The sequence below is a fragment of the Paraburkholderia sp. J7 genome (assembly GCF_905220155.1).
In the GTDB taxonomy this organism is placed as follows: Bacteria; Pseudomonadota; Gammaproteobacteria; order Burkholderiales; family Burkholderiaceae; genus Paraburkholderia.
Genome location: NZ_CAJMYZ010000004.1, coordinates 357,606 through 379,410 on the forward strand (window position 1 = coordinate 357,606; position 21,805 = coordinate 379,410).

Genomic DNA, 21,805 nt, shown 5'->3' on the forward strand with positions numbered 1-21,805 from the left:
GCATCAATGCCGGTCGACCCATTTGAGCCCGATCAGCCCGACCGCGAGGTAGATGAGCCCCGGTGTCGCCGCAGTAAGCGGCGCGGGCCAGGTGTTCAGTGTACCCACGTGCGAGAACAGCGTGTTGACGAGCTGGAAGCTCATGCCGAGCATGATCCCGCCGAACACCTTCATGCCCACCACACCGGCGCGCGTATGCAGATACGCGAACGGCAGCGAGAGCACGAGCATCACGAACACGGCGAACGGGTACAGCAGCTTGCGCCAGAACGCGATCTGGTAGCGCTGCGCGTCCTGATGGTTCTCAGTCAAATGCTGGATGTAGCGGAACAGGTTGAACATCGACATCCGGTCGGGCGAAACGAGCAGCACCGAGAGAATGTTCGGCGTGAGCTCCGAGCGCAGCGAGTATTCGGGCGCCGAGGTCTGTTCTGCGCGATAGACCGGATTGAGCGCATCGACCGGCTGGTTCTGCGGCGGCGGCACGCTGATGAGCTGCGTATCGGTCACGTCCTTGAGCAGCCAGTGACCCGGCGGCTGGAACGTGCCGCTCTTCGCGAGTCGCACGTTGGAGAGCCGGAACTTCGAATCGAATTCGTAGATGCGCACGTTCGTGATGGTCGCATTGGGCAGCAACTCGCCGACGTTCACGAAACGCGTGACCTGTTCGCCGTCGGCGCGCGCGGTGAGCGTGTCTTTCACCCACACACCCGACTGGAAGTTGCTCGACACCGCCGAGCCCAACGCCTCGAGACGCACGCGCTCGGAAAGCTGGTCGGTGTAAGGGCCGACCACTTCGCCGATCAGATAGGTCAGCAGCACGAGCGGCACGCCGATCTTGAGCAGCGAGCGCAGCGCCTGGTTCGTGGCGAGGCCCGACACACGAAAGATCGTGTACTCGGAATTCGCCGCCATTTGCGCGAACACGTAGATCGCGGCGATGAGCGCTGCGACCGGGATGATCTCGTAAAGCCGCGAGGGCGCCTGGAGCGCCACGCGCAGCACCGCGTACTGGAACTTGTAGTTGCCGTGCCCGACCGAATTCAGCTCGTTGATGAGGTCGAAGAAGAAGAACAGGCCGGAGAAGGCAAACAGAATGAAGATGAACGTCAGGTAAACCTGGCGAGCGAAGTATTTTTCGTAGATGCGCATCGGTCAGTTTTCCTCTCAGTTTCCTGAAGAGGCGCGCCGGAACATCGCACGTGTGAAGAGCGGCCGGTTGCGCACGCGTATCCAGAAGATGAACACGACGAGCGCGAGCACCACGGCGTGCAGCAGGACGAGGCCGACGCCGAACGGCATCTTGCCTTGTTCGATCTGCGACTGCACGACGTTGAGCAGGTTCGAATAGGTGAGGTAGATCAGCACCGCCATCACGAGGTTGATCGTGCGGCTGCGGCGCGGGTTCTGGTACGCCAGCGGAATGCCGAGCAGCATCAGGTTGATTGCGATGAGCGGCAAGCCGGCGCGCCAGGCGAGCTCGCCCAGGTTGTCGTTGGTGGGATGGCGCAACAGGCCCGGCGTGGACGTGGTGCTCGCCGAAGGCGTGTTGACGAGCGGCTGGCTCGTGATCTTCACGCCGTAGCGCTGGAACTCGCTAATGCGAAAGTCCGGGTGACCCGGCTCGCCGTCGTAGCGGCGGCCGTTTTCGAGCACGACGAAGCGGTCGCCGCTCTGCATGGTTTCGGTGTGGCCCGTCTTCGAGACGATTACGCTGACCTTGCCGTTTTCCGTGCTCGTGACGAACACGTTCTCCACGCGCGCCTGGTCTGGGCTCATGCGCTCGATGAAGAACACGCGGTGCGTGGTGGGCGATTCGCGAAACTGGCCAGGCGCGAGCAGCGACACTTCATCGCGCTGCTGAAAGCGCGCGCGAATGAGCTTGCTTTGCGCGTTCGACCACGGCCAGCCGATGAACGCGAAGAACACGATAAGCAGGATGATCGGCGCGGAGAAGGTGGCGACCGGCTTGATCAGGCGCGTGAGGCTCACCCCGGAGGCGAGCCATACGACCATTTCCGAATCCTTGTACCAGCGCGTGAGGACGAACAGGATCGACACGAAGAGCGTGACGATGAGCATGACGGCCATGTAGCCGATCACGGTCAGTCCGATCAGCACCAGCACGTCGCGCGGGTCGATCTGACCGGACGCGGCGAAGCCGACGATGCGGATCATCATCGTCGTCAGCATGATCGTGAGCAGAACCATGAACACGGCGCCGGCCGTGTACGCGAGTTCGCGCTGCAGGGAACGTTCGAAGATCATTCTTGATGGGCAGGGCGGGCGGCCCGTGCCGGGAGGCGCGCAGCTCGCGCAACCGCCCAGGAGCCGCCGCGGGAAAAATAGCGGATAATTGCGGCTTTCATCCTAAGCCCTGATTTTATCCGAGGACAAGCGCGATGGACTTTAGCATAAAAGCCTGTGACTGGAGCAAAGGCGGGGAAGGCTCCTTCCTGACCGGCAAGTCGGATTGTGTCGTAGTCGGCGTGTTCGAGGCGCAAACCCTCTCGGGCCCGGCGTTCGCGATCGACAGCGCCATTGGCGGCGCAATCGCGCGCGTCGTCAAGGCCGGCGACATCGACGGCAAGGCCGGCTCCACGTTGTTTCTGCCGGAAGTGAGCGGCATCGGCGCCTCGCGCGTGCTGCTCGTGGGTCTCGGCAAGCAGGACTCGTTTAGCCAGAAGGCCTACGGCGACGCGGTCAAGGCCGCCTGGCGCGCGATCCTCGGCACGAAGATCGCACAGGTCACGTTCACGCTCGCGCAACTGCCGGTGAAGGAGCGCACGGGCGAATGGGGTGTGCGCGCCGCCATTCTCGCGCTGCGCAACGAGACCTACCGCTTCACGCAGATGAAGAGCAAGCCCGACGTCGCGCAGCGGGCGCTCAAGCGCGTGGTCTTCAGCATCGACGCCACTGAAGAGAAGGCCGCGAAGGTCGCGGCGAAGCAGGCCGTCGCGCTCGCCAACGGCATGGACCTCACGCGCGACCTCGGCAATCTGCCGGGCAACGTGTGCACGCCCACCTATCTCGCCGCCACGGCCAAGAAGCTCGCGCGCGACTGGAAGCTCAAGGTCGAGGTGCTCGGCCAGCGTCAGATCGAGACGCTCAAGATGGGCTCGTTTCTTTCAGTAACAAAGGGCTCGGTCGAGCCGCCGCAGTTCATCGTGCTGCACTATCAGGGCGCAAGCGCCAAGGCCGCGCCGATCGTGCTGGTCGGCAAGGGCATCACGTTCGACACGGGCGGCATCTCGCTCAAGCCGGGCGAGGGCATGGACGAGATGAAGTACGACATGTGCGGCGCGGGCTCGGTGCTCGGCACGATCCGCGCGGTCGCAGAAATGGGGCTCAAGCTCAATGTGATCGGCATCATCCCGACCTGCGAGAACATGCCCGCGGGCAACGCCACGAAGCCGGGCGACATCGTCACGACGATGGCGGGCCTCACGGTCGAAGTGCTCAACACCGACGCCGAAGGCCGCCTCATCCTGTGCGACGCGCTCACCTACGCCGAGCGCTTCAAGCCGGCCGCCGTGGTCGACATCGCCACGCTCACAGGCGCGTGCATCATCGCGCTCGGTCATCACAACAGCGGCCTGTTCTCGAAGGACGACGCGCTCGCGGGCGAGCTGCTCGACGCTTCGCGCGAAGCGGGCGACCCGGCCTGGCGCCTGCCGCTCGACGACGAGTATCAGGACCAGCTCAAGTCGAACTTCGCCGACCTCGCCAACATCGGCGGGCGTCCGGCGGGCAGCGTGACGGCGGCGTGCTTCCTTTCGCGCTTCACCGAAAATTACCCGTGGGCGCACCTGGACATCGCGGGCACGGCGTGGAAGAGCGGGGCGGCGAAGGGCGCAACGGGCCGTCCGGTGCCGCTGCTCGCCCAGTTCCTCATCGACCGCGCGGCGCAATGAAGGCAGGCATGACGATTGCTGCATGCCAGGCGGCGTTTAGAGTGGTGTGGGCATGACGCGCATTGATTTCCACACGAACGTCGGCGACTCGCTGCTGTATGCGTGCCGCCTCGTGCGCAAGGCGTATCAGGCGGGCCAGCAGGCGGTGGTGCTGGCCGAGCCCGCGCGCCTGCGCGCGTTCGACGAAATGTTGTGGACCTTTTCGCCGCTCGACTTCGTGCCGCACTGCATGGCGGAGAGCCCGCATGCGGGCGAATCGCCCATCGTGCTGGCAACGGATCTCGAGCGTGCGCCGCATCATCGTGTGCTGCTCAATCTCGGCGCGCAGGTCCCGCCTCAATTCGCACGCTTCGAGCGCCTGCTCGAAGTGATTGGCGATGCGCCCGACGAACTCGCGTCGGGCCGCGAGCGCTATCGTTTCTACCGCGACCGCGGTTACGCGCTCAACAACTACAAGCAGGGCGGCTGAGGCCGGACGCGCGAGGCGTACCGGCGCGAGGCCGACTGCCCCGATCGATGGAGGTAAACATGTCCGGCATGCACGATCCGGAAGAGGCGATCCCGCTCTTGAGCGAGGTGATGGTGGCCGGCAATCCGCTGCGCGCGCACAACGTCGAAGAGGCGAAGAGCGCGACGGCCGCCGCCGTGAAGGCGGCCGTGGCCGAACGCGAGGAAGGCCTCTTTGCGCACGACGCCGACGCGCTCGTCGAGCGCCTGCGCGGGCGCTGCCTCACATGGCTCACCGGCGAAGGCCGCGCCGTGATCGAGGCGCGCTGCAGCGCGGCGATGCAGGAACATTCGAACTGGCTCGTGGGACAGGTGTCGCGCGAGATCGGTCTCGCGCTCGAAACGGAACTCAACAACTGGGTGAAGGCCGCCGTGCGTGAGGAACTGGCTGCGCGCGCGGGACACCCGCCTTCGGCCTGATTCCGCGGTGGGCGCGGCGCTCGGAGGTCACCCGGCGCCGCGCGCCGTCACACCGTTCGCCTCATTTGAGCGTGAGGATCCAGTTCGCAAGCTGGGCCGCCTGACCGGGGTTTAGCTGCGTGTTGGCCGGCATCGGCACCGTGCCCCACACGCCGGTGCTGCCTTCGAGAATCTTGTGCGAGAGATAGGTCTGCGCGTCGGGCTTGCCTGCATATTTTGCGGCGACGTCGCGCAGGGCCGGACCCATGAAATTGCGCGTGACCGAATGGCAGCTCATGCAGTTCTGCTGCTGAGCGAGCGCGAGGCCGGTGGGTCCATGCTGCGCGCGGGCCGGGGCTGCCCCGAGTGCGCCGGCAATGCCGATGGCGAGCGCGGCGGCGAGCGTCGCTGTCTTGTTCCTGGCTTGCGACTTACTGTTCATACAGGTCTCCGCCCGCGTGTGCGCCGGCTGTGTCGTCGCATTATAAAAGCAAAGGGCGCACGTTCCGGACGTGCGCCCTTTGCTTTATCGCAGGCGAAGGTTTGAGCGGCGTCTAGCCGCGCTCGGCCGCGCCGTTAGCCGCGCCTTTAGCCGGTTACCGCGCCTTGGTTCGCCGGGCGCGCGAGCGCTGCGTACTTCGCCATCACACCGCGCGTGTAACGTGGCGCGGGTTGCTTCCACGCCGCGCGGCGGCGCGCGAGTTCGGCGTCGTCCACATTCAGTTGCAGCAGGAGCTTGTGCGCGTCGATGGTGATCGAGTCGCCTTCCTGCACCAGCGCGATCGTGCCGCCCTCAAACGCTTCCGGCGCGACGTGTCCCACCACCATGCCCCAGGTGCCGCCCGAGAAGCGCCCATCGGTGATGAGCCCAACCGACTCCCCGAGCCCCTTGCCGATGATCGCCGAAGTCGGCGCGAGCATCTCCGGCATGCCGGGCCCGCCCTTGGGGCCGAGGTAGCGCAGCACGACCACGTCGCCCGCCTGGATCTTGTCGGCGAGAATCGCGTCCATCGCGCTCTGCTCGTCGTCGAAAACGCGTGCGGGGCCCGTGATGACCGGATTCTTCAGGCCGGTGATCTTGGCGACCGCGCCTTCTGTCGCGAGGTTGCCCTTGAGGATCGCCAGGTGGCCTTCCTTGTACAGCGCCTGGCTGATGGGAAAGATCACCTTCTGGTCGGCGCGCGGCGTGGACGGCACGTCCTTGAGCTCTTCGGCAATGGTCTTGCCGGTGATGGTGATGCAGTCGCCATGCAGCAGGCCCGCATCGAGCAGGATCTTGAGCACCTGCGGAATGCCGCCTGCCGCGTGCAGGTCGGTCGCGACGTATTGGCCCGAGGGCTTCAGGTCGCAAATCACCGGCACCTTCTTGCGCATGCGCTCGAAGTCGTCGATGGTCCATTCGATTTCCGCGGCATGTGCGATGGCGAGATAGTGCAGCACGGCGTTGGTCGAGCCGCCCGTCGCCATGATGAGCGCCACCGCGTTCTCGATCGACTGCTTCGTGATGATGTCGCGCGGCTTGAGGTCCTGCTTCACGGCTTCGACGAGCACACGCGCCGATTCCGCCGCCGAGTCGACTTTCTCCTCGTCGGGGTTGGCCATCGTCGATGAGTACATGAGCGACATGCCAAGCGCCTCGAACGACGAGCTCATCGTGTTCGCGGTGTACATGCCGCCGCACGAACCCGTGGAGGGGCAGGCGTTTTTCTCGACGCCTTCGAAATCCTCTTCGGTCATGCGGCCCGCCGTGAATTCGCCAACGGCCTCGAAGGCCGAGACGATGGTCAGCGCTTTGCCCTTCCAGTTGCCCGGGCGGATCGTGCCGCCGTACACGTAAATGCCGGGCACGTTGATGCGCGCGAGCGCGATCATGCCGCCGGGCATGTTCTTGTCGCAGCCGCCGATCACGACCACGCCGTCCATCCACTGGCCCTGCACGCAGGTCTCGATGCAATCGGCGATGACTTCGCGCGAGACGAGCGAGTACTTCATGCCCTCCGTGCCCATCGACATGCCGTCCGAGATCGTGGGCGTGCCGAAAGTCTGCGGGTTCGCGTCGGCGCGCTTGATGGCTTCAACGGCCGCGTCGGCGAGGCGCTGCAGGCCGGCGTTGCACGGCGTGATGGTCGAGTGGCCGTTCGCGACGCCGATCATCGGCTTGTCGAAGTCGGCCTTCTCGTAGCCGAGCGCGTAATACATCGAACGGTTGGGCGAGCGGGCAACGCCTTGCGTGATGTGCTTCGAACGACGGTTATAGGACATGGGGACCTCCGGTGGTTTTCGTCTCGGATGCCGGGTGTGTGTTCTGGTTCGGGGTGCGCCGGCACGTCTGTCGAAGCATGCGATTTCGCGAGAACGCTGTCCAATATATTATTCGTGGTCTATTGAGTCGAAAAAAGAATCAACAAGATAACCGCGCGAGACCGCTGCCGATGAACCCGACTATCCCCGATCTGCGTCAGCTTCGCTATTTCGTTGCCGTGGCCGAAGAGCAGCATTTCGGCCGCGCGGCGGCACGCCTTTCAATGACGCAGCCGCCGCTCTCGCAGGCCATTCGCGCGCTGGAGGAGACGCTGGGCGTGGAGTTGTTCGCGCGTACGCGCCGGTCGGTGGAGTTGACGGCCGTGGGCGCCGATCTGTTGCCTGAGGTGAGGCGCCTGCTGGCGAGCGCCGAGGCGCTGCGCCCGCTCGCGCAGAGCCTCGCGCGCGGCGAGGCGGGCGTGCTCGCGTTGGCCTTCGTGTCGACCGCCGACTACGGCTTGCTGCCGCTTTTGCTGCGCGATTTCGGCGCGCGTTATCCGCGCGTGCGCTTGCAGCTCGCCGAAGCGACGAGCGACGTGCAGGTGGAAGAGCTGGTGGCGGGACGCATCGACGCGGGCCTCGTGATCGCACCCGTGCCGCCGCGCTACGCGGCTCAGCTTGCTTACCAGCCGATCGCACGTGAGCCGCTCGTGGTCGCGATGCCGTCGGCGCTATCGGCGCGCCTTGGTGGCCCGTCCGGCGACGACTGGCATGACGAGCCCGTGAGTCTGCGCGATTTCGCCGACGCGCCGCTCGTGGTCTTTCCGCGCCATCTGGCCCCTGGTTTTTACGACACCATCATGGACTGCTACGGCGCGGCGGGCCTCGCGCCGCTCATCGGGCAGGAAGCGATCCAGATGCAGACAATCGTGAGCCTCGTCTCGGCCGGCATGGGCGTGGCGCTCGTGCCGCAGTCGCTGCGCCATCTGCGGCGCACGGGCGTCGTGTACCGGCCGCTTGCCGGGGCGCTGCCGGCCATCGAAACGGGGCTCGTCTGGCGCTCGGCCGAGGTGAGCCCGGTGCTCGCGGCGTTTATCGAGATTGTGCGGGCCCATGCAGCGACGGCGGGTTTGCACAGGCGCGAGGGCTAGCGCGAAGGAGAGCATGCAAGCTACGTCATCTGTCACCGTTACACTCGCGGCGCATCGCCCAACGTGCATTTTGGTTCGCGCCTACTCGCGTCGGCGATAATGTCACGCCATGACACGCTGGCGGCGAACCTCGCCGCTTTGCAAACGTCCAACGCCCTTTGCCTGTTTAGCCAGTGGCGCGTAACTGCTTACAACCCGATTTCAACTGATATCGCCGACAAGACTTCATCCACGATGCTCATCCACCCGAACTTCGACCCCGTCGCCATTCATCTGGGGCCGCTCGCCGTGCGCTGGTACGGCCTCATGTATCTCGTCGGCTTCATTCTGGCGATCGTGATCGGCCGTCTGCGCCTGCGTCTGCCTTACGTGGCCGCCCAGGGCTGGACCGCGAAAGACATCGACGACATGCTGTTCTACGGTGTGCTCGGCACGATTCTGGGCGGGCGCCTGGGCTACGTGCTGTTCTACAAGGCGAGCTGGTATTTCGCGCATCCGCTCGACATCTTCAAGGTGTGGGAAGGCGGCATGTCGTTTCACGGCGGCTTCCTCGGCGTGACGTTCGCGATGGTTCTGTTCGCGTGGCAACGCGGCCGCACCTGGCTGCAGGTCACGGACTTCGTCGCGCCGATGGTGCCCACGGGGCTCGCCTTTGGCCGGCTCGGCAACTTCATCAACGGCGAATTGTGGGGCCGCGTGACGTCGCCCGACTCGCCGTGGGCCATGCTGTTTCCGGGCGCCGCGAACGACGACGCCGCGTGGCTTGTCGCGCATCCGCAACTGGCCGCGCAGTGGCATTTGAACGAAGTGTTCGCGCAGTACCACTTGCTGCCGCGCCATCCTTCAGAGCTGTATGAAATCGCGCTGGAAGGCATCGCGCTTTTCATCGTGCTGATTCTTTTCGCGCGCAAGCCGCGCCCCGTTGGCGCGATTTCGGCCATGTTCCTGATCGGCTATGGTCTCGCGCGCTTCACGGTCGAATTCGCCCGCGAACCCGACGACTTCCTCGGCCTGCTTGCGCTCGGCCTTTCGATGGGCCAATGGCTCTCGCTGCCGATGATCATCGCGGGCATCGGCTTGATGGTGTGGGCGTATCGCCGCGCCAATCGAAACAAGAACGGCAACGACAGCGCGCAGGTCGCGGGCGCGAAGAGCTGACACGCGCATACGCACCACGCGTTTTAGCCCATGAAAAAGGCCACGGTTTTCACCGTGGCCTTTTTTACTTGCGTGCTGCTTGTATGGCGCGCCTTACTTCATCTGCACCGAGCCGGAGACATTGACTGTCACCGTGGATGTGCCGCCTTCGAGCGGCACGGGCGACGACATCTTCGCGTCAGCCGAAGCGGCGCGCGCGCTCATCATCATCATGGGGCGCGGCATCACGCCCGAGTGCCCCACGTTCACGTCGCGAATCGTGTAGCTGCTGTAGCCGAACGCGCGCGTGGCAGAGAGGGCCTGGTCGCGAAACGAGGCGATGGCCTGGCCTTGAAGCTTTTGCTCGGCGGCACGCTGCGCTTCGGGCGACAGCGAGAACTGCACGTTGCCGACCTGCATGATCGACGAGAGATCGCCGGCGAGCTTCGACGCAGCCGCGAAATCATGCGATTCGAGCACGACTTCCGTGCGGCCGCGCCAGGCAGAGATGCGCCCGTCGCGATCGGTGGAAGGGAAGATCGAGAACTGGCCCGAGTGCGCGGTCACGCCCGTGACGCCTCTCGCGCGTTGCAGCGCGGCGTCGGCGCGCTGATTGAGCGTGGCCGTGAGCGAGGCGGGATCGCTCGCTTCCTGTTCATAGAACAGCGTAATGTTGACGACGTCTTGAGGCACTTCGGCGCTGGCCTGCGCGGAAAGCGACAGCACGCCCGAGGGTTGCTGGAAACGCGCGTCGCTCTGTGCGAACGCGGCGCCCGGCGCGAGCGTCATGGCGAGGGGGAGGGCGGCTGCGAATGCGGCGGCGAGCGTGACGGCGGTTTTTCGGTTCATTGAGGCTCCTTGCAGAACTTGCGTCGCGCGCGAGGTGCTCGTGCGGCATCGTAACGCCGCCGCAATGGCAACGTAACAGCAACGTAACTGCGCGCGACTGTGCGCGATTGTGCTTGAAGTCGCGCGCGGGTGCTGTGTGCGTGCCCGGTCTGCGTCAAAACCGCATCACATCAGATGTTTCGTGATGAAGTTCCACTCGGCCGTGGTGACCGGTGTAATCGACAGGCGATTGCCTTTGGCGAGCACGCGCATGTCCGCGAGTGCCTCGTGCTCGCGCAACGCGGCCAGAGCGATCAGCGGACACTTCTTCTTGAACACGACGTCGACGAGCATCCAGCGCGGATTCTCCTGCGTCGATTTCGCGTCGTAGTAAGGGCTTTTCGGATCGAACTGCGTGGGGTCGGGGTAGGCCGTGGACGACACCTGCGCGATGCCCGCAATGCCCGGCTCGGGGCAGCTCGAGTGATAGAACAGCACGCCGTCGCCTTGCTCCATGGTGTCGCGCATGAAATTGCGCGCCTGGTAGTTTCGTACACCGGTCCAGGGCAGCGTGCGCTGCGGCGCGTTTGCGAGGTCGTCGATGCTTGCTTCGTCGGGTTCGGACTTCATCAGCCAGTAGCGCATGAGTCGAAGTTCACGTCGAAAGGGGAGAGGGGCAGGCATGCACGCGCAATTCGCGCCGCACAATGGAAAACGGCATCGGACTGTGGTCCGATGCCGTTTGAATAGGTCCCCGCCATAGCCGCTAGGCCGGCATCCTGAACCGAGGGTTCAGAATTGGTCGCAGTTAGCAGCACTTCGGGTACATCAGACTGTGTGACGCGCACGCCCGTGCTACAAATTTCCGCAACCGTGCACATGGCATTGGTTCAAGGAATATATGACCTTGGCGAACCAGGCAGGGAAGCTGACAAACTTTAACTAAGCCGTTTGGCGGCGTGTCTAGAAACGCGCGTTTCTAAACAAATCAACGCCACCGATGAACAACATCATACCGCACGTTAGCTCTTACAACCGCAGCGTACTGCAGCGCTTATTGCACACCGTACTGGTGAATCACCGCGCCCAGTTGTTCATTCATTTGGCGCATTGTACGACGGATTTCTTCGGCTGGGAATGCTTCTCCGTGACGCACGCTGGTTTGCAGGCGCAGCAGTTCCGAAGCGAGCGAGAGCGCTGCCATGACGGCAATGCGATCGGTGCCGCGCACGTTGCTGTGATTGCGGATCTTCGACATTTCGGCGTCCACGCGCGCCACGGCTTCGAGCAGCGCCTGTTCCGTTTCCGGCGAACAGACGAGGCGATAGGTTTGGCCGAGTATCGTCGCTTCGATCTGCTTGGTGGTCATGCATTTTCTCCGTGGCGGGCCGCGTTGCTGTCGTCGTCGTTGCTCTGCGACGGTTCGAGCAGATCGAGCTGGTTGTCGCGCTCGTTACCAGCGCGTGCGCGCGGCAGCTTTTCGAGGATCGCGTTCAGACGCACCTGCGCATCGTCGATCTTGGCCGAGAGTGCGTCGCGCTCTGCTTGCAGCGTGGCGCGCTCCTCGCGGACCTGTTCGAGTTCGGCGCGTGTTTCGTCGCATTGCGCACGCAGCTGCGCGAGTTGCTCTTCGAGTGCGAGGCGTGCTTCGTGTTGGCGCTGATTAATCTCGATCAGCCGCCCGATGTTTTGTGAGAGTGTTTCGAGTTCGTTGAGCATGTGCTGCGTCCTCTAAAGACAGGCATTCTAGCGCGGATTAACGCGTATTTTGATGATTGTGTCGTTTCCAGACGTAACAACCCGGCTTCTTACCCGAATCAGGCACGAATCCCTCGCTACGTGTGCTGCATAGGCCGGGCGGGAACGCAATTTGCCACGGCCGCGCGCAGCGCGTCGTCTCGCTCAGGGTCCGCGCGTTATAACATCACGGATTCATGATCCATTGCCAGTGCTTTTGTGAACGGCATTTGCCATGCCGCTTTTGCCACGCTCTGCCACACATCATGCAGAATCCTTAGCGACAAAAATACTGCACGCTGTCGTGGCCTGCGATATCCCTGCTGTCTTTCTGTGTGAGCTTGATTGAAACCCGCTGCTGAGTTCCTCGATGCGTTCCATGAGCCGCGATGAGTCCCATGCTGTGCCGCCGTTGCACGCGCTGCCGCGCCGCGCGATGAGCGCACGCCGCGCGTGCGTGATCTGGGGCGCGCTCGCTGCGGCCGCGCTCGCGGTGTTCGTCGCATCGCTTGCAACAGGTAGCGTGAGCGTGACGTTTGCACAGGCGCTCGCGGCGCTCACCCCCGCGCACGGCGCACCCGACATGGCGATTGAAATCGTGCGCACGCTGCGCTTGCCGCGCGCGCTGGCGGGCTTTGCTTGTGGCGCGCTGCTGGCGCTCGCGGGTGCGCTGTTGCAGGTGCTGCTGCGCAATCCGCTTGCGGAGCCCTACGTGCTCGGTGTTTCGGGCGGCGCTGCCGCGTTCGCACTGGTGGCGATGATCGCGGGCGTGGCATGGTGGGGCGTGCAGGCGAGCGCATGTGCGGGCGCGTTCGTTTCGATCCTGCTCGTGCTCGGCTTCGCGCGCCGCGAGTTGTGGCGTGGCGAGCCGCAGGACAGCTCGCCGCGGCTCCTGTTGACCGGTGCGGTGACGGCGGCAGGCTGGGGCGCATTGATCACGCTGCTGCTCACACTCGCGCCCGACACGCGGCTGCGCGGCATGCTGTTCTGGCTCACGGGCGACCTCAATGGCGTGGGCGCGCCGTGGCCTGCGCTCGTTATGCTTGGCGTGGTCCTTGCGTGCATCGTGCCGGCCGCGCCGATGCTCAACGTGCTGCTGCGCGGCGACGCCGCTGCGCAGGCGCTCGGCGTGCCGGTGCTGCGTCTGCGCGTGGGCATTTATCTTGCCGCCTCGCTCGCGGCGGCCGCTGCCGTGACGACGGGCGGCACCATCGGCTTCGTTGGGCTCGTCGTGCCCCACATGCTGCGCCTCGCGTTCGGCAACGACCAGCGCATGCTCGTGCCCGCCGCCGCGCTCGCCGGCGGTGTTGCCGTGATGGGCGCGGATCTCGTCGCGCGTACGGTGGCTGCGCCCGCGCAGTTGCCGGTGGGCGTTGTGACTGCGCTCGCGGGCGTGCCCGTTTTCCTGTGGATGCTACTCGCGAGGCGCGCACGATGAGCGGCACACTTCCACCTCTTCTCGCGGTCCACGCGCTCACGTTGCGAGCCGGCGCGCGTACGCTTGTCGAATCGCTCACGCAAAGGTTTGCCGCCGGCGAAATCTGGTGCATCGCGGGCGCGAATGGCGCGGGCAAGACTACGCTCATCGGCGCGCTCGCGGGCCTGCGCGAGCCTTCGGCGGGAAGCGTGGAAGTGGAGGGCATCGCGCTCGCACACTGGCAACCGGTGCGCCTCGCGCAGCGCCGCGCGTTGATGCCCCAGGACCAGCGCGACGCATTCAGTGCGAGCGTGCTCGACACCGTGCTGCTCAATCGCTATCCGCATCTTTCGGGCTGGGGCTGGGAAGGCGACGCCGATCGTGCCGCCGCGCACGCCGCGCTCGCCATGCTCGGCCTCGAAGCGTTCGCCGCGCGCGATGTGCTGTCTCTCTCGGGCGGTGAGCGCCAGCGCGCCGCGCTTGCGGCCGCGTTGTGTCAGGGCGCGCCGCTTCTGCTGCTCGACGAACCGCTTGCTCATCTCGACCTGCATCATCAGATTGCGTGCCTTGAAGCGCTCTCGCGCTGGGTGCAAAGTGAGGCGCGCGCCGTACTGTTTTCCTGCCACGATCTCAATCTTGCGCGGCGTTTCGCGACGCACGCGCTCCTGCTCGACGGCCGCGGCGGCTTTCACGCAGGCCCCGTGCGCGAGGTGCTCACGCCGCAGCGCGCGAGCGCTGCATTTGGCCATCCGCTCGTGCTGATACGCGAGGGCGAGCACGAGGCGCTTGTGCCCGCGCTTTCGCCAACTCTCGGATCGACTTCTTCCCTATTGCATTCGCCGGGATCGAACGGCGCGCACTAACGCGCCGTTCGCGCCCGCATCACTTCGAAACGAAACACACCATGACGTCATCGCTTACCGAACTGCTCGCCGTCGAACCGCTCGACATCGCGTTGCGCGACGAACTGCAACGCCTTATCGACACGAAGACCAAACCCCCCGGCAGTCTTGGCCGCCTCGAAACGCTGGCGCGCCAGCTTGGCATGATCCAGGGCACGACGCGCCCGAGCGTCGCGCGTCCCGTGATGATCGTGTTCGCGGGCGACCACGGCATTGCTGCCGAAGGCGTGAGCCCGTACCCGCAGGCCGTGACCGCGCAGATGGTCGCGAACTTCGTGGCGGGGGGCGCAGCCATCAACGCGTTCAGCGGCGTGGCAGGGCTCACGCTCGAAGTCGTCAACGCAGGCGTGGCGACGCCGCTGCCGCCGTCGCCCACGCTCGTCAATGTGCCCATCGCGCAAGGCACACGCAACTTCGCGCGCGAGCGCGCCATGACACGCGACGAAGCCCTCGCCGCGCTCGCGGCGGGCGCTGAGCGCGTTCGCCACCACGCGGCGCTCGGCACGAACGTGATCGGCTTTGGCGAGATGGGCATTGCGAACACGTCGTCGGCAGCATGTCTGATGAGCCGGCTGTGCGGCGTGCCGATCGATGAATGCGTCGGGCGCGGCACGGGCCTCGACAATGCGGGCCTCGCGAAAAAGCGCAACGTGCTCGCGGCGGCGCTCGCGCATCATGCTGACGCGCGCGAGCCGCTCGACGTGCTCGCCGCGTTCGGCGGCTTCGAGATCGCGATGATGGCGGGTGCGTACCTCGAAGCGGCACGCTCGCGCATGGCGATTCTCGTGGACGGCTTTATCGCGACCTCGGCGCTGCTCGTGGCCGACTCGCTTGCGCCAAACGTGCGCGACTACTGCGTGTTTGCGCATGCATCGAACGAAGCGGGGCACCGCCGCATGCTCGATCACTTCGGCGCGCGCGAACTGCTGACGCTCGATCTGCGTCTGGGCGAGGGCACCGGCGCGGCGCTCGCCGTGCCGCTGCTGCGCGCGGCGGTGGCGTTCCTGAACGAAATGGCGAGCTTCGAGTCGGCCGGCGTCGACGATCGCAGTGACCGACACGCCTGAGCGCCGCGCGATGAACCCGCTTGCGGAACTGCGCTATTTCTTCACGGCGTTGGGCTATTTCACGCGCGTGCCGGTGCCGCGCTGGGTCGGCTTCGAGCCTGCGTGGCTCAATGCGGCGGCGCGCTACTTTCCGCTCGTCGGCGCGTTGATCGGCGCGCTCGGGGCGCTCGTCTATCTCGCCGCCTTGCGCGTGTTTCCCGCGAGCGTGGCCGTGCTGCTGTCGATGGCGCTCACGCTCCTCGCGACGGGCGCCTTCCACGAGGACGGCCTCGCCGACTGCCTTGACGCATTCGGCGGCGCGTACACCCGTGAGGACGTGCTGCGCATCATGCACGATTCACGCATCGGCGCGTTCGGTGCGATTGGGCTTGTGGTGGCGCTGGCGCTCAAGTGGCAGACGCTTGCCGCGCTGCCCCCCGCGCGCGCCGCGATGCTGATGATCGCCGGTCACGCGGCGAGCCGTGCGTGCGCGATCAGCTATCTCGTCTCGCTCGAGTACGTGCGCCCCGAGGGCAAGGCCAAGCCCGTTGCGCAGCGCATGAGTGTGGCCGCGTGGCTGTGCGCGTGTGTGTTCGGCTTGCCTTGGCTGTTCTGGCCGGTGTGGTCCGGTGCGCCTGACTGGCGCGCGGGCGTTGCGACGCTCGTCGTACTTGCCGTGCTGCGCTACGCGCTCGCGCGCTACTTCGTGCGCCGCATTGGCGGCTATACGGGCGACTGTCTCGGCTTCGCACAGCAGGTGTTCGAGATCGCCATCTACCTCGTGGGGCTCGCATGGATCTCGTTCTGATCCGCCATCCCGCCGTGGCCGTGGATGCGGGCGTGTGCTACGGCGCGAGCGACGTGCCGCTCGCGGGCGACGCAACGCAACAGGCCGCGCTGCTGGCCGAGCGGCTTGCTGCGCTCGGCGTGCGCGAACCGCAACGGATTGAAACGAGCCCGCTCACGCGCTGCGCGAGCGTGGCGGCGTCGCTTGCCGGCGTGCGCGGCCACACGCCGCAAGCCGAAGCACGCCTGGCTGAAATGGATTTCGGCGCGTGGGAGATGCAGCGCTGGGACGCAATCGAACGCGCGCAAATCGATGCATGGGCCGCGAATTTCGAGCACGCGCGCGAACACGGCGGGGAGAGCGTTGCGCAGTTCGATGCGCGCGTGAGCGAGTGGTTCGGCACGCTCGAGGCGCACGAGAAGTCCACCGTCTGGGCCGTGACGCATGCGGGCGTGATACGCGCGGTCACGGCGCGCGCGCTCGGCACGCCGCTCGCGCGCTGCGTGCGCTGGCCGCTGGAGATGGGCGCCATCGTCTGCCTGCGCTACGACGCTTCTAGCTCGCAGTGGCTGCTTTCGCGCTGGAACGCGTAGCAAATCGCTTCGGAGATCGAATCAATGCGCCGTGGCGTTGCGCGAGCGGGCGAGGTCGAGATCCTTGCACAGTTGCGCCGCGCCCTGGGCGATGCGCGGCGCGGGGCGTGTGAGCAGATCGCCGTCGACGGCGAAGAGATTGCCGCGTGCAACGGCGGCAAGCGCGGGCCAGGCGCGCCAGCGCTCGAGGCCCGGCAGCGGGCGGTCCGGCGAAGTCGCGCCTTGCGAAGCGGTGACGATTGCCTCCGGATTGGCGGCGAGCACGGCTTCCGTGGAAACCGTCGGCACGAGCGGATCGAGTGTCGCGAACACGTTGCGGCCGCCGCACAGCGCGATCACGTCGCTGATCATGTGCGAACCGTTGATCGTCATCAGCGGCTGATCCCAGACTTCGTAGAAGACACTCACGGGTGCGCGCTGTGCATAGCGTGCGCGTAGCTGCGCAATATCGCGCCGGTAGGTGCTTGCCGCAGCCTGCGCCGTGGATTCGGTGCCGAGCAACACGCCAAGGCGCGTGAGCGAGGCCGCGACATCGTCGAGCTTATGCGGCTCGCTGAAAAAGAGCGGGATGTGCAGATCGCGCAGACGATCGAGCTGTTGCTGCGCGTTGCCGTGACGCCAGACCACGATGAGATCCGGCTTGAGCGCGGCGATGCGTTCGAGGTCGAGCGCTCGATTGTCGCCTACGCGCGGCACCTTTTGTGCTTCGGGCGGGTAATCGCTGTAAGCCACGGCGCCGACCAGTTTCGCGCCGCCGCCCGCGGCATAGAGCAACTCGGTCACGTGAGGCGCGAGACTCACCACGCGTTGCGCGGGAGCCGCAAGGGTGACGGTGTTGCCTGCGTCGTCGATGGCGGTGACGGTTGCATTTGCGATGCAGGGTCCGAGCGCCGCGACGGCAAGCGATAACGCGAGGATCGCCGCGCGCATCAGCCGATCGCCCGTACGGCTTGCTCGAGCGCGCTTTCGAAGCGTTGCCACTCGTCTTCGGACGCGGGCAGGCCAAAGCGCAAGCTGGCCGGCGCGTCAAAACGGCGCGTCCACACCGCGCGTCGCGCGAGCGCGTCTTGCAGCGCTGCCGCGCGCGAGTCTGTGATCCACGCGAAAAGCGGCGTGGCGTGCGGCGCGAAGCCGTGAGCGCGCAACAGCGCAACGAGGCGCGCGCTCTCGGCGGCGAGCCACACGCGCATTGCGTTTTGCCACGCACTGTCTTCGAACGCATGGGTGACGGCGTGGCGTGCGGGTCCGCTCACGGTCCATGCGCCCAGATGCGCCCCCAGCGCGGCCAGCAGCGCGGGTGCGCCGAGTGCGAAGCCACAGCGCACGCCGGCGAGCCCGAAGAATTTGCCTGGCGAGCGCAGCACGACGAGTCCATCGCGATTGGTTGCGTGCGCAAGCGTTTCGAATCGCTCGCTGCCGGTGGCATCGGCAAACGCATAGCCAAGCGCATCGCCAAACGCTTCGTCGACGATCAACGTACCGCCGCGCGATGCGAGTTGCGCATGCCAATGCAGCAGGCGCGCGGCAGCAAGATGCGTGGCCGTCGGATTGTTGGGGTTCACCACGACGGCATGCGTGACGGTATCGGGCAGCATGTCCTGCATGACGTCGAGCGGCACGATTTCATGGCCCGCGCGCGCGAACGCCGGCGCGTATTCGCCGTAGGTGAGCGGCGCGATCGCTACACGCGCAAGCGGCAGCAACGCGGGCAGCGCGCGGATTGCGGCCTGGCTGCCCGCCACGGGCAGCACATGGTGAGCGTCTGGCGCGCCGTAATAGCGCGCGGCGCACGCGGCGAAGCCGTCGCCGTCGTCCGGCAGACGCCGCCATGCTGTTGGCGGCACGGGCGGCACCGGATAGCCATGCGGGTTGATGCCGGTGGAGAGATCGATCCAGGCGTCCCACGCGATGCCGTAACGCTCGGCGGCTTCGTGCAGATTGCCGCCGTGTGCGACGAGAGCGGCGGGATGCTCAGACATGGGTCGCCACGCTCACGAAGGCCAGTGCGAGCAGCGCCGCGAGCCAGAGGATGGTGGTGCGCTCGACGAGCCGCAGCGCCGCATCCACGTGCTGCGCGTGCGGCGGCGAGCCCGCGCCGAGCGCCGGGCGCTCCTCAAGCGTGCCGTGATAGACGGCCGCGCCGCCCAGCAGTACGTTCAGGCTGCCCGCGCCCGCCGCCATCACCGGGCCCGCGTTCGGGCTCTCCCAGCGATGCGCCTGCTCGCGCCAGCAGCGCAGCGCCATGCGCGTGTCGCCGAGCAGCGCGTAGCTCGCGGCAGTGAGGCGCGCGGGAATCCAGTTGAGCACGTCGTCGATGCGTGCGGCCGCCCAGCCAAAGCGCAGGAAGCGCGGCGTGCGGTAACCCCACATGGCGTCCAGTGTGTTGGCGAGACGGAACGCGAGCGCACCGGGGCCGCCCGCGATCGCGAACCAGAACAGCGCGCCGAAGATCGCGTCGTTGCCGTTTTCGAGCGCCGATTCGACGGCGGCGCGCGAAAGCGCTGTGGCGTCCGCGCCCGCTGTGTCACGCGAGACGATGCGGCCCGTCAGCTCGCGCGCGGCGGCGAGGTCGCGCCGCGCCAAAGCGGCGCCGATCGGCGCGATGTGTTCGGTAAGACTACGTGCGCCGAGCGCGAACCATAGCAGCGCGACATGCAACGCCCAGGCGAGCGGCCAGGGCAGCAGCGCGCAAAACAGCGCGGCGACGATGACGGGCGGCGCGACGGCGGCGAGCCATGCGAGCAGGCCGAGCGGACGGCCGCGGCGGCCGGTGTTCAGGCGCGCTTCGATGCGGTTCGCGTAGCGGCCGAAGGCGACGAGCGGATGTGCGCGGCGCGGCTCGCCGAGCCAGCGGTCCACAGCGACGCCGGCCACGGCGAGCGCGGCGGTAACGGGTAGCGTGAGCATCATGAGGCCCCGTGCGGCGCCTTGAGCGCGAGAGGCAGACCCGCGACGACGAGCGTGGCGCGGTCGGCAAGCGCCGCGATGCGCTGATTGAGGCGGCCGAGTTCGTCCACGTAAAGGCGCGTGGCCGCGCCCATCGGCACGACGCCCATGCCGATCTCGTTGCTCACCACGAGCACCGTGCCTTGCGCGCGCTCGCAGGCGGCAGCGAAAGCGTCGAGGCGCTCGCGCCAGTCGGGCAGCGGCGAGTCGGAGTCGGAGGGGCACAGCAGGTTCGCGAGCCACAGCGTGAGGCAGTCGATCAGCACGCATTGGCCGGGCGCGGCCGTTGTGTCGAGCGCGAGCGCGAGATCGAGCGGCGCTTCGGCGAGCGCCCAGTGCGCGGGCCGGCGCGCGCGATGGTGGCCGATGCGCTCGGTGAATTCGATGTCGTCCGTCACGCGCGCGGTGGCGATATAGGTGACCGGCAGGCCGCTTGCGGTGGCGAGGCGTTCGGCGTGCGCGCTCTTGCCCGAGCGCGCGCCGCCGACGATGAAGGTGAGATCGCGCGAATTCATCGCGTGATTGTAACGGCTGAAGTCGGACGCACCGTCATCCGTTCGGCCAACGTCGCGCTGGGGTTCTGCAGGGTGCGGCGGGGCGATGGGATAATGCGCGTTCGCTTTCCCGTGTCTTTCAGGCCCACCGAAGGACCAACCCAGGCCCACGCATCCGCTTCATGACCGCCACGCTACCCGCCGTGCCTCGTGTACCCACCGGCACGCTGATGATCCAGGGCACGACCTCCGACGCCGGCAAGAGCACGCTCGTCGCCGGTTTGTGCCGCCTCGCGCGCCGCGCGGGCGCGCGCGTTGCGCCGTTCAAGCCACAGAACATGGCGCTCAACAGCGCCGTGACCGTGGATGGCGGCGAGATCGGCCGCGCCCAGGCGCTGCAGGCTGTCGCTGCCGGCATCGAGGCGCACACCGACCTGAATCCGGTGCTGCTCAAGCCGAATAGCGATCTTGGCTCGCAGGTCATTATCCACGGCAAGGCGCGCATGAATCTCAACGCGCGCGCGTACCAGGACTACAAGCCGCTCGCGCGCGAGGCCGTGCTCGAGTCGTATGGGCGTCTGCGCGCGCGCTATGACACGGTGTTCGTGGAAGGCGCGGGCAGTCCCGCCGAAGTCAACCTGCGCGCCAACGACATCGCGAACATGGGTTTCGCCGAGGCGGTCGATTGCCCGGTCGTGCTCGTGGCCGACATTGACCGTGGCGGCGTGTTCGCGCATCTGATCGGCACGCTGGCCTGTCTTTCGGAGAGCGAGCGCGCACGCGTCAAAGGCTTCGTCATCAACCGCTTTCGCGGCGACCGCACACTGCTGGAACCCGGCCTCGCCTGGCTCGAGCAGCAGACGGGCAAGCCGGTGCTGGGCGTCGTGCCGTATCTGCACGGCCTCACGCTCGACGCCGAGGACATGTTGCCGGGCGCGGCCCACAGCGGCGCGCAGGCCGAGGGTGAGACGCTGCGCGTCGTCGTGCCGGCGCTGCCGCACATCAGCAATCACACCGACTTCGACGCGCTGCGCGCCCACCCGCAGGTCGATTTCACGTATGTGCGCACGGGCGAAGCGCCGCCCGCCGCCGATCTCGTGATCCTGCCGGGCTCGAAGAACGTGCGCGACGACCTCGCGTGGCTGCGCGCCCAGGGCTGGGAGACGGCGCTCGCGCGGCATCTGCGGTATGGCGGGCGCGTCATCGGCATTTGCGGCGGCATGCAGATGCTCGGCCGGGCGATTGCCGATCCGCATGGCGTGGAGGGCGAGCCAGGCGCGGTCGAGGGCTTCGGCTGGCTCGATTACGAGACCGTGCTCACGCGCGAGAAGACGCTGAAGAACGTGACAGGCGCGCTCGCGCTGGAAGGCGCGCACGCGGCGCTTGCCCGCGTGGCGGGCTACGAAATTCATATGGGCGAGACGCACGGGCCGGCGCTCGATTTCCCGGCGCTGAGGCTTACCGCGGGCGACGAGGGGACGACGCGCCCGGACGGCGCGCGTTCGGCGGACGGCCAGATTCTCGCCACCTACGTGCACGGTCTCTTCGACACGCCCGAGGCGTGTGCGGCGCTCGTGCGCTGGGCGGGGCTTGCGCAGGCGCGCACGGTGGACTACCCGGCGCTGCGCGAGGCGTCGCTGGAGCGGTTGGCGGATACGCTCGCGGCGAGCCTCGATCTGGAGAGGGTGTTCGGCGTGATCGGCTAA

23 protein-coding genes and 1 other RNA gene are annotated in these 21,805 nt (G+C 66.6%); 11 read left to right on the forward strand and 13 right to left on the reverse strand.

Annotation, left to right across the window (positions count from 1 at the left end):
• Positions 1-3: 3 nt before the first annotated feature.
• Complete coding sequence (gene lptG / locus U5A58_RS09100; protein WP_321912761.1) at positions 4-1,152, reverse strand: LPS export ABC transporter permease LptG; 1,149 nt, start codon at positions 1,150-1,152, stop codon at positions 4-6.
• A 15-nt stretch (positions 1,153-1,167) separates the two neighbouring features.
• The gene (gene lptF, locus U5A58_RS09105; protein WP_321961191.1) at positions 1,168-2,268 is read right to left on the reverse strand and encodes an LPS export ABC transporter permease LptF; all 1,101 of its coding nucleotides are present in this window, start codon (positions 2,266-2,268) and stop codon (positions 1,168-1,170) included.
• A gap of 134 nt (positions 2,269-2,402) precedes the next feature.
• Between lptF and U5A58_RS09110 the strand changes: the two genes are divergently transcribed.
• From U5A58_RS09110 to U5A58_RS09120, 3 genes are read left to right on the forward strand one after another with little or no spacing between them, the layout of a single operon-like run.
• Entirely contained in the window at positions 2,403-3,914 is a 1,512-nt protein-coding gene (locus tag U5A58_RS09110; protein ID WP_321961192.1) for a leucyl aminopeptidase, read from the forward strand.
• 52 nt (positions 3,915-3,966) lie between these two features.
• On the forward strand, positions 3,967-4,383 hold the full coding sequence (locus U5A58_RS09115; RefSeq protein WP_158757228.1) for a DNA polymerase III subunit chi: 417 nt from the start codon (positions 3,967-3,969) through the stop codon (positions 4,381-4,383).
• Between the two features lie 59 nt (positions 4,384-4,442).
• Entirely contained in the window at positions 4,443-4,841 is a 399-nt protein-coding gene (locus U5A58_RS09120) for a DUF2486 family protein (RefSeq protein WP_321912754.1), read from the forward strand.
• Positions 4,842-4,902: 61 nt separating this feature from the next.
• Here U5A58_RS09120 and U5A58_RS09125 read toward each other — a convergent pair whose 3' ends face one another.
• Together U5A58_RS09125 and ilvD are read right to left on the reverse strand one after the other, a co-directional pair.
• Positions 4,903-5,262 (reverse strand): c-type cytochrome, encoded by a 360-nt coding sequence (locus U5A58_RS09125; protein ID WP_321961193.1) that lies wholly within the window; start codon positions 5,260-5,262, stop codon positions 4,903-4,905.
• Between the two features lie 146 nt (positions 5,263-5,408).
• Complete coding sequence (gene ilvD, locus U5A58_RS09130; RefSeq protein WP_321961194.1) at positions 5,409-7,082, reverse strand: dihydroxy-acid dehydratase; 1,674 nt, start codon at positions 7,080-7,082, stop codon at positions 5,409-5,411.
• A gap of 170 nt (positions 7,083-7,252) precedes the next feature.
• Here ilvD and U5A58_RS09135 point away from each other — a divergent pair, with 170 nt between their 5' ends.
• Both U5A58_RS09135 and lgt read left to right on the forward strand, forming a co-directional pair.
• Positions 7,253-8,212 (forward strand): LysR family transcriptional regulator, encoded by a 960-nt coding sequence (locus U5A58_RS09135; protein WP_321961195.1) that lies wholly within the window; start codon positions 7,253-7,255, stop codon positions 8,210-8,212.
• Positions 8,213-8,446: 234 nt separating this feature from the next.
• A complete protein-coding gene (lgt, locus tag U5A58_RS09140; RefSeq protein WP_321961245.1) occupies positions 8,447-9,370 on the forward strand; it encodes a prolipoprotein diacylglyceryl transferase in 924 nt (307 codons plus the stop codon).
• A 93-nt stretch (positions 9,371-9,463) separates the two neighbouring features.
• Here the strand turns inward: lgt and U5A58_RS09145 are convergent, their stop codons facing one another.
• The 5 genes from U5A58_RS09145 to U5A58_RS09165 form a co-directional block, all read right to left on the reverse strand.
• A complete protein-coding gene (locus U5A58_RS09145) occupies positions 9,464-10,198 on the reverse strand; it encodes an SIMPL domain-containing protein (RefSeq protein WP_321961196.1) in 735 nt (244 codons plus the stop codon).
• A gap of 165 nt (positions 10,199-10,363) precedes the next feature.
• Positions 10,364-10,822 carry an EVE domain-containing protein gene (locus U5A58_RS09150; protein ID WP_321961197.1) on the reverse strand — a complete coding sequence of 153 codons (459 nt, stop codon included), beginning with the start codon at positions 10,820-10,822 and terminating at the stop codon, positions 10,364-10,366.
• Between the two features lie 102 nt (positions 10,823-10,924).
• Positions 10,925-11,106: non-coding RNA, 6S RNA (ssrS, locus tag U5A58_RS09155), on the reverse strand.
• Positions 11,107-11,231: 125 nt separating this feature from the next.
• Positions 11,232-11,546, reverse strand: a complete 315-nt coding sequence (locus U5A58_RS09160; protein WP_042268772.1) for a cell division protein ZapA — start codon at positions 11,544-11,546, stop codon at positions 11,232-11,234.
• Complete coding sequence (locus U5A58_RS09165; RefSeq protein ID WP_321912746.1) at positions 11,543-11,896, reverse strand: ATPase; 354 nt, start codon at positions 11,894-11,896, stop codon at positions 11,543-11,545. The genes U5A58_RS09160 and U5A58_RS09165 overlap by 4 nt, the downstream gene beginning before the upstream one ends.
• Positions 11,897-12,293: 397 nt before the next feature.
• Between U5A58_RS09165 and U5A58_RS09170 the strand changes: the two genes are divergently transcribed.
• From U5A58_RS09170 to cobC, 5 genes are read left to right on the forward strand one after another with little or no spacing between them, the layout of a single operon-like run.
• Entirely contained in the window at positions 12,294-13,352 is a 1,059-nt protein-coding gene (locus tag U5A58_RS09170; protein ID WP_321961198.1) for an iron ABC transporter permease, read from the forward strand.
• On the forward strand, positions 13,349-14,194 hold the full coding sequence (locus tag U5A58_RS09175) for an ABC transporter ATP-binding protein (protein WP_321961199.1): 846 nt from the start codon (positions 13,349-13,351) through the stop codon (positions 14,192-14,194). Before U5A58_RS09170 ends, U5A58_RS09175 begins: the two co-directional genes overlap by 4 nt.
• A 41-nt stretch (positions 14,195-14,235) precedes the next feature.
• Positions 14,236-15,300, forward strand: coding sequence for a nicotinate-nucleotide--dimethylbenzimidazole phosphoribosyltransferase (gene cobT / locus U5A58_RS09180; RefSeq protein ID WP_321961200.1), 1,065 nt, complete (start codon positions 14,236-14,238; stop codon positions 15,298-15,300).
• A 10-nt stretch (positions 15,301-15,310) separates the two neighbouring features.
• The gene (locus tag U5A58_RS09185) at positions 15,311-16,087 is read left to right on the forward strand and encodes an adenosylcobinamide-GDP ribazoletransferase (protein WP_321961246.1); all 777 of its coding nucleotides are present in this window, start codon (positions 15,311-15,313) and stop codon (positions 16,085-16,087) included.
• Complete coding sequence (cobC, locus tag U5A58_RS09190; RefSeq protein WP_321961201.1) at positions 16,072-16,659, forward strand: alpha-ribazole phosphatase; 588 nt, start codon at positions 16,072-16,074, stop codon at positions 16,657-16,659. The genes U5A58_RS09185 and cobC overlap by 16 nt, the downstream gene beginning before the upstream one ends.
• Before the next feature lie 21 nt (positions 16,660-16,680).
• Here cobC and U5A58_RS09195 read toward each other — a convergent pair whose 3' ends face one another.
• Genes U5A58_RS09195 through cobU form a run of 4 tightly spaced genes read right to left on the reverse strand, consistent with a single transcriptional unit; the run spans position 16,681 to position 20,120 of the window.
• A complete protein-coding gene (locus U5A58_RS09195) occupies positions 16,681-17,589 on the reverse strand; it encodes a cobalamin-binding protein (RefSeq protein ID WP_321961202.1) in 909 nt (302 codons plus the stop codon).
• Positions 17,589-18,638 (reverse strand): threonine-phosphate decarboxylase CobD, encoded by a 1,050-nt coding sequence (gene cobD, locus U5A58_RS09200; protein WP_321961203.1) that lies wholly within the window; start codon positions 18,636-18,638, stop codon positions 17,589-17,591. The genes U5A58_RS09195 and cobD overlap by 1 nt, the downstream gene beginning before the upstream one ends.
• Positions 18,631-19,569, reverse strand: coding sequence for an adenosylcobinamide-phosphate synthase CbiB (cbiB, locus tag U5A58_RS09205; RefSeq protein ID WP_321961204.1), 939 nt, complete (start codon positions 19,567-19,569; stop codon positions 18,631-18,633). The genes cobD and cbiB overlap by 8 nt, the downstream gene beginning before the upstream one ends.
• Positions 19,566-20,120 (reverse strand): bifunctional adenosylcobinamide kinase/adenosylcobinamide-phosphate guanylyltransferase, encoded by a 555-nt coding sequence (gene cobU, locus U5A58_RS09210; RefSeq protein ID WP_321961205.1) that lies wholly within the window; start codon positions 20,118-20,120, stop codon positions 19,566-19,568. The genes cbiB and cobU overlap by 4 nt, the downstream gene beginning before the upstream one ends.
• A gap of 161 nt (positions 20,121-20,281) precedes the next feature.
• Here cobU and U5A58_RS09215 point away from each other — a divergent pair, with 161 nt between their 5' ends.
• Positions 20,282-21,805 (forward strand): cobyric acid synthase, encoded by a 1,524-nt coding sequence (locus U5A58_RS09215; protein WP_321961206.1) that lies wholly within the window; start codon positions 20,282-20,284, stop codon positions 21,803-21,805.